At 70.2% G+C, this 14,569-nt stretch carries 15 protein-coding genes; 4 read left to right on the top strand and 11 right to left on the bottom strand.

Annotated features, from left to right (window positions below):
- Positions 1-14 precede the first annotated feature (14 nt).
- Both GGQ91_RS18185 and GGQ91_RS18180 read right to left on the bottom strand, forming a co-directional pair.
- Complete coding sequence (locus tag GGQ91_RS18185; protein WP_132252716.1) at positions 15-446, bottom strand: hypothetical protein; 432 nt, start codon at positions 444-446, stop codon at positions 15-17.
- Between the two features lie 89 nt (positions 447-535).
- Entirely contained in the window at positions 536-1,564 is a 1,029-nt protein-coding gene (locus tag GGQ91_RS18180) for a hypothetical protein (protein ID WP_132252718.1), read from the bottom strand.
- 643 nt (positions 1,565-2,207) lie between these two features.
- On the opposite strand from GGQ91_RS18180, the gene GGQ91_RS18175 reads away from it, so the two are divergent.
- The 4 genes from GGQ91_RS18175 (at position 2,208) to GGQ91_RS18160 (ending at position 5,776) form a co-directional block, all read left to right on the top strand.
- The gene (locus GGQ91_RS18175; RefSeq protein ID WP_132252720.1) at positions 2,208-2,993 is read left to right on the top strand and encodes a hypothetical protein; all 786 of its coding nucleotides are present in this window, start codon (positions 2,208-2,210) and stop codon (positions 2,991-2,993) included.
- Between the two features lie 17 nt (positions 2,994-3,010).
- Complete coding sequence (locus tag GGQ91_RS27950) at positions 3,011-3,343, top strand: hypothetical protein (RefSeq protein ID WP_132252722.1); 333 nt, start codon at positions 3,011-3,013, stop codon at positions 3,341-3,343.
- 607 nt (positions 3,344-3,950) lie between these two features.
- Complete coding sequence (locus GGQ91_RS18165) at positions 3,951-4,265, top strand: ArsR/SmtB family transcription factor (RefSeq protein ID WP_053620341.1); 315 nt, start codon at positions 3,951-3,953, stop codon at positions 4,263-4,265.
- Between the two features lie 188 nt (positions 4,266-4,453).
- Positions 4,454-5,776, top strand: coding sequence for a type II restriction endonuclease (locus tag GGQ91_RS18160; RefSeq protein WP_132252724.1), 1,323 nt, complete (start codon positions 4,454-4,456; stop codon positions 5,774-5,776).
- Positions 5,777-6,240: 464 nt separating this feature from the next.
- Here the strand turns inward: GGQ91_RS18160 and GGQ91_RS18155 are convergent, their stop codons facing one another.
- The 9 genes from GGQ91_RS18155 to arsH all read right to left on the bottom strand — a co-directional run bounded on the left by GGQ91_RS18155 (position 6,241) and on the right by arsH (position 14,526).
- Complete coding sequence (locus GGQ91_RS18155; protein WP_050735158.1) at positions 6,241-7,359, bottom strand: DNA-binding protein; 1,119 nt, start codon at positions 7,357-7,359, stop codon at positions 6,241-6,243.
- A 637-nt stretch (positions 7,360-7,996) separates the two neighbouring features.
- Positions 7,997-8,731 carry a DUF4396 domain-containing protein gene (locus GGQ91_RS18150; RefSeq protein ID WP_050735121.1) on the bottom strand — a complete coding sequence of 245 codons (735 nt, stop codon included), beginning with the start codon at positions 8,729-8,731 and terminating at the stop codon, positions 7,997-7,999.
- Between the two features lie 8 nt (positions 8,732-8,739).
- Complete coding sequence (locus GGQ91_RS18145; RefSeq protein ID WP_050735120.1) at positions 8,740-11,181, bottom strand: heavy metal translocating P-type ATPase; 2,442 nt, start codon at positions 11,179-11,181, stop codon at positions 8,740-8,742.
- Between the two features lie 84 nt (positions 11,182-11,265).
- A complete protein-coding gene (locus GGQ91_RS18140; RefSeq protein WP_246410790.1) occupies positions 11,266-11,769 on the bottom strand; it encodes a DUF305 domain-containing protein in 504 nt (167 codons plus the stop codon).
- Between the two features lie 50 nt (positions 11,770-11,819).
- Positions 11,820-12,152 (bottom strand): four-helix bundle copper-binding protein, encoded by a 333-nt coding sequence (locus GGQ91_RS18135; protein WP_050735119.1) that lies wholly within the window; start codon positions 12,150-12,152, stop codon positions 11,820-11,822.
- 371 nt (positions 12,153-12,523) lie between these two features.
- On the bottom strand, positions 12,524-13,000 hold the full coding sequence (locus tag GGQ91_RS18130; RefSeq protein WP_050735118.1) for a hypothetical protein: 477 nt from the start codon (positions 12,998-13,000) through the stop codon (positions 12,524-12,526).
- Positions 13,001-13,094: 94 nt separating this feature from the next.
- The gene (locus tag GGQ91_RS18125) at positions 13,095-13,307 is read right to left on the bottom strand and encodes a heavy-metal-associated domain-containing protein (RefSeq protein WP_050735117.1); all 213 of its coding nucleotides are present in this window, start codon (positions 13,305-13,307) and stop codon (positions 13,095-13,097) included.
- Positions 13,308-13,438: 131 nt separating this feature from the next.
- Positions 13,439-13,744 (bottom strand): hypothetical protein, encoded by a 306-nt coding sequence (locus GGQ91_RS18120; protein ID WP_124262909.1) that lies wholly within the window; start codon positions 13,742-13,744, stop codon positions 13,439-13,441.
- A 35-nt stretch (positions 13,745-13,779) separates the two neighbouring features.
- A complete protein-coding gene (gene arsH / locus GGQ91_RS18115; RefSeq protein WP_050735116.1) occupies positions 13,780-14,526 on the bottom strand; it encodes an arsenical resistance protein ArsH in 747 nt (248 codons plus the stop codon).
- Positions 14,527-14,569: the final 43 nt, after the last annotated feature.

Here is a 14,569-nt window from a genome sequence, read left to right as displayed (position 1 = left end):
GGAGGCGGCGGCGGTCACCGCCGCGGCGGGGGGCGGCGCCTGGGCCGCAACCTTTCGCGTCGGACCGGACGACCGCCGCGCCGGTTCGGCGACAGCCTGGCGAGAACGTGGGCGAGGACGGTGCGCGCCGCCGCATCCCCCCGCCAGGCGGCGACGAGCACCGCTGACAGCGCGAGGTCCACGACGGCGGGATCCGGTTCGGTGCCCCGGGTGAGGTCGAGCGTGACGGCGATGGCGGCCGCGGCCTCGCCTCTCCGGGCCGCGGGCCAGGACTTGTGATGCAGGCAGACGCCACCGGCGAGGGCTCGGCGGACCTCCTGGATCGCGGCGGCCGCGATGTTCGGAAGCCGTTCCGTGCGCCAGAGCGCGAGCGGGTGGCATCCCCGGGCCAGCTCGCAGCGCAGGGAAGTCGGGTCGGAGGGCTGGGGGTCGTCGCTCGGGCGCATGCGTCCTCCGGGCTCGCGATGGGCAAGACGGCCCCGCTCCCGCGTGCCGAGGCGCGCGGGCGGGGTTCGTCGGACGGGATGTCGGAGGGCTAGTGCCGGTCGAGGCGCTCGGCGCCGGCGTCGGGGTGTCCCAGGACGAAATACCTCGACAAGGTGCGCGCCCAGCGCCGGCCATCGGAGGCATACAGGTCGCTGGTTGTGATGCGCCGCCCATCGGGGAAGTTCGGATGGCCGTAGACGTCGCCGGTGAGCACCCTCACGGACCGGGTGGCAGACCGCCACCGCTCCAAGCGTGGGGCGCCCTGCAAGTCATCCGGCGTCGGCTTGACCTGGTCGCGGATGCCCTGGAGTTCGTCGGCGAGGTCGCGCAGCCGGTCGCCGGCCTCCCGGTCGTCCGGGCTTCGTGCCTGCTCGGCGTCGACGCCGAGGGCGGCGGCGTAGGCGGCGGTGTCGACCGCGTCGGCTGCTGGCTCCTCGGCGGCGGCGCGCAGGGCCGCGAGCAGGGCCACGGAGGCCACGAGGCTGCGGCTCGTGCGATCCCCTTCGGCGATGCGCTGTGCCTCCCCGCGGCCGAACGCCGGCACGACCATTGGCAGGGTCCGGATACGACCTCGACCCGGCACGAGCGCCTCGTGCCCGCGCATGACGCGGCCGAACGCGTCGGCGGCGGAGGCGCCGCCGCTTCGGCCGCAGCCGAGAAGCCAGGGCGGCGAAACGACGTCCAGACCGAAATCCTCCGACGCGTTCATGCCCGCGAGCGCGGACGCTGCGGCATGTTCCTCGAAGGGGGTCGGCCCTACCGGCAGAACCGGCGCGTCGATGCGCGCCCTCAGCCCGAGGTTTTCCAGGCACGCCGCGGGCAGGTCGAGGACGAGATCATCGTCCCGCCCCACGGCCTCGGCCGCGATCTCGCCCGCCTCGCGTGCGTCGCGCGCCTCGCGCTCGATCACGGTGAGGCCCTCCTCCGTGACCGTCCGGCCCGGCAACGGCGCCTCCTCGGGGAACCTGACGCGGAGGAGCGTGACGGGCCGGCCGAGAACGCCATAGGCGTCGGCGAGGAGGAGCGCGGCGTAGGCGGCATGGGTCCGGCCGGCGGAGCCGAAGAAGGCAGAGATCAAGGGCAATCTCCATGACGGAATCCGGACGCCGGCACGCCCGGTGGAATGGCCACCTGGCGCGCGACGTCGGACCGGTTGTGATTGATCCGTGAATCGTAAGGCAAAAGAGCGGAAATGAACAGCATATTCTGCTCGTTATCAAGAGCCGGATTTCTGGCATGGTTAACGGCTGCGTAGTGTTACAGTCTTGGGTCCGCAGGATTACTTACGCATGTGCGTGAGGTGGCTCGGTGACGCCGCTCCGGGGATACGCTCGCCACGACCGGCACGAGGCAGGTCCGCGCGCTCCGAACGTGCAAGGCGGCATTGGCTTATCGCGCGCGAAGTGCGCCGGTCCTGGGAGCTCCACGCGCCACGCATTGTCGCACAGATGACCCGGAGCGCCGGCGAGAGGCGGCTCCGACCGGCATGCCGGCGCGGCGGGCGCCCGGAACGGCGCCGATGCCGGGACGTACCCGCGGCGCGACCCTGGGGCAGAGCGGGACGATGACAGTGATCGGCGCGACCTTAGGAGCGCGAGTGACTCGATAGACTGTCAGCGAGCGCGGCCAGGGATCCGATAACCAGTAAATTCGGTACTTCTAGACATATGGAAATAGGGATGGCAAGATTCCTTCGATGCATCGGCCCAAAGGAGGACGCCGTGATCGCGACCATCCATTCCAACGACCGCACCGGGCTGCTGGCCGCAGCGCTGGTGGCCGGCGGCCTGACCGCCGCCGGTACCCGTCCGACCCTCGTCGCGGTCGGCGCCAACGGCGCCCAGGCCTGTGGCCTGGCACGCCTCTCGGGTTCGTTCGACCTGCTCCGCCCCGATCCCCGCGACGCGGCGGCCGTCCTCTCGGGACTGGCGGCACGGTCGGAAGGCGACGTGATCGCCGTCCTGCCGACGGACCTGCTTCGCGAGGGCGGTCCGGGCAAACCCGGACACCTGCGCGTCGTGGCCACGGCGTGCCGGCTGACCGCGGCCCAGGCCCTGCACGCGACCGCGTCGGGGGCTTGGCACCTTCGGTGCGACAGTGAGCTCGGCCAGCCGGCCTGGCGGATCGCCCCGCGCGTTCTGCCGCTCAAACTACCAAGGCTCTCGCCGCTGGAACAGATGCGGCTGCTCGCGGGCGATCTCGGCGAGAGCATGCGGTACGCGGCGGTCGCGCTCGCGGCCACACTCCTCGCCGTCTCGGCGGACCCGGACGCCGAGCGCTTCGAGACGGGTGACCTGACCGCGCTCATGTCGCCGCTCTCCCCGGCTCGGGACCGTGACCTGCACGAGCGGCTCCTCGACTGTGCCGCCGCCCTGGGCGACCCGGTTCTCCAGGGCGCGCCGGTCGGCACCGCCGGGGCCGCAGGCGGACGCCTCCGCAAATCCCGCCCGACGCCGGTGGCGACCGCCCGCCTCCGCGCCACGCAACCCGCCCGCCTCCGCGCCTGACGGAAAGGACCAGAGCCATGATGAACCGCACGAAGCCGAACCGCGTCTCGCTGGCCCCTCGGCCGCGCGTCGCCTCACCCGGGACCGGTCGTCCCGGTCGCTCCGGAAGCGCCCGGCGAGCGCGCGCGGGGACGAGTTCCTCGCGGGCACGGGCCGGTCGGGGCCACGTCGCCCGGAACGTGCCGCCGACGGCGACCCCGCGCTGGGAGGCGAACCCCTACGAGGCGTTCTACGCCTTGTCGGCGGACGGGGTTGGCCTGCTCGACCCCGGTTTCGACGACTGGGACTTGGACCCCTGCGTCCTCGTCGGCCTGGCGCCGAACCGTGGCGACGAGCGGGAGGATTCGTGACCGTCGTCCGCGCGGCCCGCGGGACCGGGCTTCGGACGACGCGAGCCGGCCCCGGCTCCCGCTTCGCCGCGGGAGCCGGGGGCCGGCGAAGGATCGGCGTTCCAGGTTCCGGAAACCGTTTGGAACCCGTAACGTCTATCGCTATGCGTGACCCGTTACGGGTTGCGACCTGCGGGTATGTACCCGAGCCGGAACATGGAGGCGCTTTCGGCGGGAAGCGGCTGGTCGAGCTGCTCAAGCTGTCTCCGGGAGAAATCAGAGGCGACGCCGCATCGGGGATGCCACGCCGCTGCCACAGGCCGAGATCGGCGATGGCTCCGGCGACGGTTCGGCTACGTCTGTCGCGTCAGAGGATAAGCCGGATGGCTGGCCACGCAGCGCCTCGCGACCGATATCGGCGCCGGTGCGGGTGGACCCGATGCCCCCTCGACATCCCGCCGCGCTGATGGTGCCGGACTTTCGAACGTGAAGGAGCGCAACGGCCGGCCGCGAAGGATCGACACCTCGCGGCGCCGGAGCGTGCGGTCGACCACCGAGCCGCTGCGGTAGTTCCGGATTGATAGAAATAGGGGTTGCACGGTCCGTTCCGCGTCTTCATGGTAATTCCATGGAACTCGAATTAGCGGCACGACAATTGGAGGCGCTCGGCAATCTGACCCGCCTGAAGGTGTTCCGTACGCTCGTCCGGGCGGGCCATGACGGCCTGCCGGTCGGTGCGCTCCAGCAGCGCGTCGATGTCCCGGCCTCGACGCTGTCCCATCATCTGCGCCGTCTGATCCACACCGGTCTGGTGGTTCAGGAGCGCCAAGCCACGACCCTGATCTGCCGGGCGGCCTACCCGGCGATGAACGCTCTAATCGACTTCCTCGATGAGGGAGAGCACCGCGGGCGGTCGGCCGGTCCCGCTTCGATGTCGACCTGATGGACCCGTGCCTGCGACCAGGCATGGTAGCGCCGCTCGAACTGCGCCGTTCCGACCGCCGCGACCCGTCGGGGTCCGCGCCGCCTGTCCCGCCGGAGGCGCGCCGGTGAGACTTGCCGACGACAGCGCCGACCGGGGCGGGAATGGTATGTTCCGGGCCGAAGCCGGATTTTGGGAATGCCGCGCCGATGCGCCTGACTGACGAGACCGGGACGGATCACCGCCCCTCGGACGAGGCCTGGATCGGCAACCTGATCCGGCATTGGCGCGAGGACCCCGGCGCCTCCTATCGGACCTGGTTCCTGTGGGAGGAGCGCATCAAGAACTTCCGCTCGATCCGGCGCGGCCTCCAGGCGGTGATAGACGAGATCCGGGCCGACGCGTTCGGCAACGCCTATCGCGGCTCGTCCTTGGAAACGGTGGTCCACTCCATCGCGGAGCAGCGCCAGGTCTTCAAGGGCGCCGACCACGCATTCCTCTGGAAGCCTAAGCTGCGCATCCCCGACATCTACGAAGACCGCGCCAACCAGGTTGCGTTCGGCCGGTTCCTCGACGCCTGCCTGTGCTGCAGTGCAGAGGACGGGGTGCTGGCCGCCATCCACGGCCTCGACCGGCAACGCATCAAGGGGCTGGGTCCGGCCGCGGCGAACCTGCTGTACTTCCTGCACCCCACACTTGTGCCCCCGTTCAACACGGCCATCGTGAAGGGCTACAACGCCATCGCCGGCGCCAATGTGAAGCTCGGCAAGTGGGACGAGTACCTCGCCATGCGCCGGGGCATCGTCGCCCTCAACGCCGCCCATCGCGGCCTGCTCTCCAACGATTACGGCGCCATCGCGGGCTTCCTGTTCGACGTCGGGTCCGGGCGATACCCGCTGCCGGAGCGCGACGGGGCCGCCGCGCTGGCGCGCTGGCGCGAGGATCTCGACCGAGTGCGGGCGGAGGCCGCGGCCACGGCCTCCAAGGCGGCGCTCGCCGCGCGTGAGGCGGACCACACCCACACCGAGGTCCAGGGCTGGCTGCGCGACCTCGGCCTCGCCCTCGGCTTCGACGTCTGGATCGCGTCGAACGACGGCAACCGCCCCTATGCCTCCGGCCGCCTGTCCGACGGCTGCCTCGACCGCCTGCCCGGGCGGCTGACGGCGAATGGGTCGGCCGAGATGGTCCGGCTCATCGACGTGATCTGGCTGGACAAGGCGGACGGCGACGTCGCGGCCGCCTTCGAGGTCGAGCACACGACGAGCATCTACTCGGGCATCGTGCGGATGCTCGACCTGGCGCTCGGGGTCGAGGGCGGGGCCGCGCGCAACTTCTTCCTGGTGGCGCCCGACAACCGCGAGGAGGACGTGCGCGCGCAGTTCGCCCGGCCCGCCTTCTCGCGGGTGGCCGAGCTCGACCTGCGCTACCTGCCCTACAGCGAGCTGCGCGGGCACCGGGAGACGATCGCCCGCTTCGGGAGCGGCCTGAAGGGCGTGCTCGCCATCGCTAAGCCCGTCGGGCGTCCGCGCTGACCCCGGTGACCGGCGCGACGAAGCCGGCCGGAGGGATTCGGTCGTCATTCCAGCGGCTGGCCGAGAGCGTCCGGAGGTCGCGCAACCGCATCGGCCACTATCGCGCCGTCCTCGACGAGGGACCGACCAACCACCACGCCGACGCCCTGGACCCGATCCGCTGGTGCCGTCCGACCATCGCGCGATGGGCGAGCACCGTGTCACGGGTGGCCGCCGTCGTCATCGGGCGTCCAGCCGCGGGCGCGGGTTCCGAGGGCGCCGGACCGCACGCGCGGATCCCGACGGTCACCGAAGACGTTCGCGGCGCGGCCGATGTTCCGCCGTCGGCCGGGATGCCGGTGGCCCCACGACAACGAACTCCGCCGGTGCGGCCGGACCCCGCGGCGTAGCCTTCGAGCGGGCGTCGGATAAGTCGGCTGTCGCGTCGCGGTGGCCCCGCTCGCCGCGGGCCTCGGCCGCGGGCGTCATCCGGCCCTCGCCGCCGGGGCCTCGGCCGGGCTCTCACCGTCCCAGGGAGCCTCGCCCACGAGGGCGGCGAAGCGCTCGTCCGGGAGTTCCTCGAACGGCCTCCGCTCCGCTATGCGCTGGCGCAGCTTCCACCGGAGCAGCCGGGGCGTGATCCTCTGGAAGCGCCCCGTCGCCGCGACCAACTCAGGATCCAGGCCGCCGAGGATGCCTTCCGCCGTCTGTGCCCCGCCTCTGGCGAGAAGGGCGTGGACCTCCCGCATGAACAAGCGCCAGAACGGCCGCTTTCCCATCGCCGCGACCGCCTCGGCGAGTGGCGGCTCGGGCGTCGCCGCGACGTCCGGCTCGGGCTCGGCCAGCCCGAACCGATGGCCGACGAGGGTCAGCCCGTTGCCGTCCTGCACCAGGCGCAGGAGGTGATAGCGCAGCCACGCCTCGGTGAGCGGGAAACCCGCCCGCTCGCCCTCCTGCTTGAGCCGGGTCGGGAGCGCTCTCAGGAGCGGGTGGACCGCCATGGGGCCGCGTTGGCGCACCGCCGCTTCGACCGCGTCCCGCACCTGCCCCCAGAAGTCGTTCGCCTCTCGCGCCAGCTTGAGCCCGTGCGCGGTATCGACAAACCCGGGCCCGGCGCGACCCTGCGCGAGGGAGTCCGCCTCTCCCGCGGCGGAAACGGGCGGCGCGGCCCCGCCGGCCTGAGTGCCGACGGCCCGCACCCGGTCGAGCTCGACCTGCAACGCCGCGACCCGCTCCTCCAAGAGATCGACCCGGTCCAGCGCCTCGTCGAGCAGATCCCTCGCCGCGGCCCTGCAATCCTCGGCTCCGACGAAGTCCGCCAGACCCGCCCGGGCCGCTTCGACCCGGGCCAACTCAAGCAGCTCCCGCCCGATCACCGTAAGCCGCCTCTCGAACGCCTCCGGCAGGTCCGCCCGTTCGATGGCCGGCCGGTAGTCCTCCCTGTCCTTCCACTTCCTGAGCTCGCGAGCGATGTCGCCGAACGACCCGCCGCCGAGCTCCCTCCGGACCGTGCGGACCGAGACCCGCTCCTTGGTGCCACCGGGCGGTGCCGGCCTGGCCCGTATCCGATCCGCGGCTGTCCAGACCCCGTTCTCCGTCACCATGCCCGCCATCCCAAGCCGTTACCGGTATCATCGCCGCGAGCGGTGAAGAAACGGTCGCGGTCCGCGTGGAGGCTCGGTGTGGGCGCGAGCGCGAGCCGGACCCGAAGGCGACCGGACAGATAGGCCGCGGGAGGCCTTCGGATTGAGGAACGCCCGGTCGGCGAACGCCCCCATCGTGTAACGCGTACGCATAACGTTACCCGTTATGCGTACGCCTCGGAGTCGCGTGCCAACCGCCGGCGGCAGCAGCCGCCATCCCGCCTTGAGCCGCCGGAAACCTCGCTACCACCGAAGACGTACTTCGTCGGCCTGCCTCGCCGCACTACGAAGCCATTCAGGACCGTCGCGGCCGACCAGAAGGTGATCCTGTCGGCCCGTACGCAGGGGCCTCACCGAGGTGCGGCGGCCCGCGAGATCTCGGCACGGGACGGCAGGGGCGCCCATGCTCTTATCCAAGTGCGGTTGCTGCGGGCGGACGGTTCGCACCGACGCGACGAGGTGCCCGAGCTGTCGCGCCGCAACCGGGGCGGGCATGCGCCCTTCCCCGAACGAGGCGGCATACCGGATCTGCATGCTCGCGGACGCGTGCGCCGTCCTCTTCTGGCTCCTCGTGATCCGCCGATAGGCGCGGACCGGCCTACATCCGCTCCTTGATGCCGGAGCCGACGAGCCACCAGTTCACCGGGTAGCTGGTCAGGAATCCCGCCACCATCGCGACCTGCATGGCGAACCAGAACTCGACCGAGTTCACCGGGGCGCGCTGGCCGGCCCAGTGCGGGAACAGGAAGAATTGGGCGAACGCCATGAAGCCGTACATGCCGACCTGCCAGGCGATCAGCGAGACGGTGTCCGCCTTCACGGCCGCCACCAGACCCTCGCCGGGGGATAGCCCGCGCATCGGCACGATGGCGTAATACTGGAACGCGATCCCGAGCGCGTACGCGAACACGAAATCCAGGACCCAGACCGCGTACATCTTCTCATCGAAGAGGGAGTGCCAGCCGAACCAGACGGCGACGGCCGGCACCACGAAGGCGAGCCACTCGGCGGCGACATCGCCCAGCAGGCAGCCGCTGCCGCAGTGGAGCGCACCCTTGCCGACCATCACCGGGAAGGGCATCCCCGTCGTGTTCGGCGGCTTCTCGCCCCGCTCCTTCGCGTCGTGGTGCGCCTCCATGGTCGCGAGCCGGCCGTAACTGAAATAGGCCCAGACCACGACCACCGTCCCGAACAGGGCGCTGATCGGCCAGACCACGTTCATCACGGTCATGTGCTGCGGGTGACGGATCACCTGCGCCGACAGCAGCAGCGAGCAGGCCGCCCCGAGCAGCAGCGCGGCGATCGAGATGGCATGGAGCCAGGTCGGGAACATGCGCGCTCCTAGCGGGCCGAGGAAGGGTCGAGGTTGGCCGCCCGCAGGCGCAGGGCATTGCCAATGACGCTCACCGAGGAGAGCGCCATGGCGGCCGCGGCGATGACCGGCGAGAGCAGGATGCCGAGGAACGGGTAGAGGATGCCCGCCGCCACGGGCACGCCCGCGGCGTTGTAGATGAAGGCGAAGAACAGGTTCTGGCGGATGTTGCCCATCACCGCCCGCGACAGCCGCCGTGCCCGCACGATGCCGAGGAGATCGCCCTTCAGCAGGGTCAACCCGGCGCTCTCGATGGCGACGTCCGTCCCGGTGCCCATGGCGATGCCGACATCCGCCGCCGCGAGCGCCGGGGCGTCGTTCACGCCGTCGCCGGCCATCGCGACCACCTGCCCGGCCGCCTTGTGGCGCTCGACCACCGCAGCCTTCTGGTCGGGCAACACCTCCGCCTCGACCTCTTCGATGCCGAGCCGGCGTGCCACCGCCTCGGCGGTGGTGCGGTTGTCACCGGTCAGCATCACCACCCGGATGCCCTCGGCCCGAAGCGCCGCCAGCGCCTCGGCCGTCGTGGCCTTGACCGGGTCGGCGATGGCGATGACGCCGGCCACCCGGCCATCGACGCCGGCGAAGATCGCCGTCGCGCCGTCACGCCGGAGTTCGTCGGCTTCGGTCGCATGGGTCGATACGTCGACCCCTTGCTCCTGCAGGAAGGCGGCGTTGCCCAGCGCCACGCGGCGGCCCTCAACGGTGCCGAGCGCGCCCTTCCCGGTCGGGCTGTCGAAATCCGCGACGGGGCCGGTCGCGATCCCGCGCTTCCCGGCGGCCGCCACGATGGCCAGGGCGAGCGGGTGCTCGCTCGCCCGCTCGACGCTCGCCGCGAGGCGCAGGAGCGTGTCCTCGTCGAACCCGGCCGCCGCCACGACCCGCGTCACGGCCGGCTTGCCTTCGGTCAGGGTGCCGGTCTTGTCGACCACAAGAGTCGTGACCCGCTCCATCCGCTCCAGTGCCTCCGCATTCTTGACGAGCACCCCGGCCCCGGCGCCGCGACCGACGCCGACCATGATCGACATCGGCGTCGCGAGACCGAGCGCGCACGGGCAGGCGATGATCAGCACCGCCACCGCGGCGAGGAGCGCGAAGGTGAAGCGCGGCTCCGGCCCGAACGCCATCCAGGCGGCGAAGGCCAGCGCCGCCACGCCAATGACCGCCGGCACGAACCAGCCCGCGACTTGATCGGCGAGGCGCTGGATCGGGGCCCGCGAACGCTGCGCCTCGGCCACCATCTGGACGATGCGCGCCAGCATGGTGTCGCGCCCGACCCTGGTCGCCTCGACCACGAGCGAGCCGGACTGGTTGAGGCTGCCGCCGATCACCGCGCCGCCGACCTCCTTGGTGACGGGCATCGATTCCCCCGTCACGAGGCTCTCGTCGACGGCGCTGCGGCCCTCCACCACCGCGCCGTCGACCGGGACCTTCTCGCCGGGGCGCACGCGCAGCCGGTCGCCGATGGCGATGGCATCGAGCTGCACCTCCTCGTCCTCGCCGTCGGGCCGGATGCGGCGGGCGGTTTTCGGCGCGAGGTCGAGGAGCGCCCGCAGCGCGCCGCCGGTGCTCTCGCGGGCGCGAAGCTCCAGGACCTGTCCGAGCAGCACGAGCACGGTGATCACCGCCGCCGCCTCGAAGTAGGCCGGCACCGCCCCGCCGTGCCCGCGTAGCGCTTCCGGGAACAGCCCCGGGGCAAGGGTCGCCACCACGCTGTAGAGGTAGGCCGTGCCCGTCCCGAGGGCGACCAGGGTGAACATGTTCAGGTTCCGAGACAGGACGGAGTGCCAGGCCCGAACGAAGAAGGGCCAGCCGGCCCAGAGCACCACCGGGGTGGCGAGCGCGAACTGGATCCAATTCGAGGTCTGCTGCCCGAGCCGTTCGGTCAGGCCGAAGAGGTGCCCGCCCATCTCCAGCACGAACACCGGCAGGGTCAGGACCAGCCCGACCCGGAACCGGCGGGTCATATCGACGAGCTCCTCGCTGGGGCCGTCGTCGGCGCCGACCATCGCCGGCTCAAGCCCCATGCCGCAGATCGGGCATGCCCCGGGGCCGACCTGCCTGATCTCCGGGTGCATCGGACAGGTGTAGATCGAGCCTTCCGGCACCGGGTCGGACTTGGCTGCGGACTGGCCGGGGTCGAGGTAGCGGACCGGCTCGGCCACGAACTTCGTCCGGCAGCCGTTCGAGCAGAAGTAGTAGGGATGCCCGTCGTGCTCGGCCCGGTGCTCGGTCGCGTGCGGGTCGACCATCATCCCGCAGACCGGGTCCTTCACGCGGGACGCACCCGCGTCATCCGCGGCCATGCCGGCATGGTCGTGCGCATGGGAAGCGACGGAGTGGTCATGCCCGTGTCCTTCGGAGCAGGCGCGGGCCGCCGGGGCGAGATGCGTTTTCGACGAATTGCTCATGACCGGTCCCTCCGCGCGACTTCGATCTCCGCGGCCCGCGAGAGCGGACGCGATTTGGGCCGCGGACAAGTGGTTCTCTCAGGCTTACTGCTTGCCTTCCTTACGGGCGTTCTTGTCGAGCCAGGCAGTGAGCTCCTTGATGCTCTTCTCCTGTTCCTGGATGCTCTTCTCGGCGATCTTCTTAGCCTCGGGATTGTCGCCGTTCCTCAGGCCGACCTGGGCCATGGCGATGGCGCCCATGTGATGCGGGATCATCGCGCAGATCCAGGCGACGTCGGGGTCGCCGGCCATCATGCCTTCCATCATCGGGCCGTTCATCTGCATCATGGCGTGCTGCAGGCCCTTCTGGGTGTCGGTCGCCTGACCGGACATGCCCTGCATCGCCATCGACATGTGGCCCTGCATGTCCTTCATCGAGGACTCCTTGCCGGCCGACGCCGCCTTGCAGGTTGCGGGCAGCTCGAACGACGGGGCCTGCATGGAGCCGTGGTCGTTGGAGCCATGGTCGTTATCCGCGGCGAGGGCCGCGCCGATGCCGGTCAGCGCCAGGGTCATCGCGAGTGTCAGGGTACGAACGTTCATGATCATCTCCTCCAATTGATCAATCGGGACGGCCGGCTCGGCCGCCCCGTCAGGGTTCAAGCGGTCATTTTCCGGCAGGTCTCGGCACACCGGCGGCACTGCGCGACGCAGTCCTGCATGTCGCCGACCGCCTCACAGCTCCGCGCGCAGGCCTCGCAGACCTCGGCGCAGGCTCGACAGGTGTGCGTGTGCTCGGGCAGGCCGATCAGCATGAAGTGCGCCGAGGTTCGGCATATTTCCGCGCAGGCCATCATCAGGCGAAAATGCTCCGGCTCGACGTGCTTGCCGCCGGCGGGGAGACAGTGGTTGGAGGCCATGCCAAGGCAGCTTTGATAGCAGCGCAGGCACTCGTCGATGCAAGATTGCATCTCGCCAGACATTTTGTGCATCCTTGTTCTCCTTAAGTTGATGGGTGCTGCCATAAGTTCAGCAAATACATAGACGTAATTTGCGTTTTTGCTGAATTGCGATCAGATCCATAACCATATTCGTCGGATTACGTTCAATTTATTGTCTATAATATTTCTGTATGTCTAGGCGCGGGTCTGCAATGAGGGCACGCGGCGGCGAGGCTCGTCGAGGCGTCGCCGACCTTGTGCTGAGCGTGGGCGAGCATCCCGCTGAGACAGCGGCAGAGGGACCCTACGTCAGCGGCGCCGGATCAACGCGAGATGAGAGATGGGCCTCGCCACGGGATAGTCGGTGCACGCCACGACTGCGGTCGCACCTCGGGCGTCGCGCGCCTCGGGCGCGCCTCATCTCACGCGAGGGTTCGTGGGGGCTTGCGCAGCGCCTCGGGAGCGATACCCGCGCGTCCGGCGACATTATCCGGGATTAACATGGCCGCCCGAAACATGGGCATGGCGGGTGATGCGGGTCCGGCAAAAACACCGAATGTGCCGCCCACCGTCGTCCCACAGCAGCGTCGCTTGCAGGGGCCGGGGCAGCAGCATCGGTCGGCATCGACCGCCCGAACGGATGCCGTCGACTTGCCGGTGGTCACGCGTAGGCGAGGCGCGGTCAACAGCGTCACCGCCAACTCGGCGATGCCCGACGCCTTGTCGAGACCCGGGTTCGCCGCGGGAAGGGACGCCGTGGCGGCATCCGAGACCATGCGACCGCGGTGGCCGCAGTGGACGTGCCCCTCGTGAGCCTGGACGGCGGACGGCGCGACATGGGCGATGATCGCGAGGATCATCGCCGCCATCAGACGCACGATATGCCGGTCGAAACCCATGCCGGTCGCCAACCTCGGCCCAAACGTAGGGACGGCGTCGTCCCTGGGACGTGAATGCGCGCATTCGGGTTTGGTTGCGGCTCGTCCCCCCGACTCACGCCGTCGGGCTCAGCGGCTCGGCGGGGAAGCCTGCGGCGACTATGGTCTCGGCAATGCGGTCCGCAGGGCCGGTCGCGCCGGACACGGTCACGAGCTTGGCCCCGAGGTCCACCTCGACCAGGGCGCCCGGCTCGATGCCGGCGATGGCCCGGGTCACGGACTTGGCGCAGCCTCCGCAACCCATCCTGTCGACCTTGTAGCGGTACATGACGCTCTCCCTGTGGTGGCGTCCCGCACAGATGGGGCTTCCCATGGTGGGAAGGTCAAGGGTCGCGGAATGCCTCCCGCCAGGTGGGAATGGCGTCGATTCGGGCGGGCGCCCAGGTCGGGGCCGACGTGTTAGGACACCGTGCGGATGATCGCGGCGAACTTGCCGACGGTCATTTGCGTGCGGTCGCCCTCGGTCACGTCCCGGAGAGGATGAGGGTATCCGATCAAGCTTCCGGGCTTGCGCCGCGTTCGAGGGCGGCGAACCGTTCGGCCTTCACCTCGGCGACGTGGCAGCCGCGTTGGATCGTCCGCCTGGCGTGACTGAACACCCATGGGCGTCTCCGGCTGCGTATCGCAGGCAGCGCGCAGGGCACCCAGCGGTATGTCGCTGGCGGCGGCCGGTGCCATCGTGTGCGGGCGTTCAAGGGTCAGCATCGGCATGCTCCTCGGGTTGTTTCCCGGGACTGGTCTCAGCGCTTCACAAAGCCAATGTCGGCGGCCACCGCGCTCAGCCGCTCCGGCGCGCGCTCCTTCCGCTCGCTGTAGCGGTCCACCAGGTAGTCGGCCCGCTCTCGGGTCAGGAGCGTGAACTTCACCAGCTCCTCGCACACGTCCACGACCCGCTCGTAGAGCGGCCCCGGCTTCATCCGGCCCGCGTCGTCAAACTCCTTGTAGGCCATCGGCACGGACGATTGATTCGGGATGGTGATCATCCGCATCCAGCGGCCGAGCACGCGCAAGGCGTTCACGGCGTTGAAGCTCTGCGAGCCGCCGGAGACCTGCATCACGGCAAGGGTGCGCCCCTGGGTCGGCCGCACGCTGCCCTCGCTCAAGGGCAGCCAGTCGATCTGACTTTTCATCACGCCGGTCAGGGTACCGTGCCGCTCCGGTGAGACCCACACCTGGCCCTCGGACCAGATCGAGAGATTGCGCAGCTCCTGCACCTTTAAGTGGTCGGCGGTCGCATCGTCCGGCAGGGGCAGGCCGTCCGCGTGGAAGATCCGCACCTCGCCGCCCATGGCTTCGAGGAGCCGGGCGGCCTCGTACGCGAGGCAGCGGCTGAACGAGCGCTCCCGCAGCGAGCCGTAGAGGATCAGGAAGCGGGGCGCATGGGTGAACGGCGCCGCCGCGTCTAGGCTGTCGCGGGTCGGCACCTCGAAATGCGCTTGGCTGAGGTTCGGCAGGCCATCTTTGAAGGGCTGGCTGAGCTTGTCCAAGGGACGTCTTTCTTGTACGTTCAAAATATCGTTTGAAGATTGT

The sequence above is a fragment of the Methylobacterium fujisawaense genome (genome assembly GCF_014138435.1).
Lineage (GTDB): Bacteria > Pseudomonadota > Alphaproteobacteria > Rhizobiales > Beijerinckiaceae > Methylobacterium > Methylobacterium fujisawaense.
Note: the sequence above shows the minus strand (reverse complement) of the source record. Positions and strands in the feature narration are given on the sequence as shown.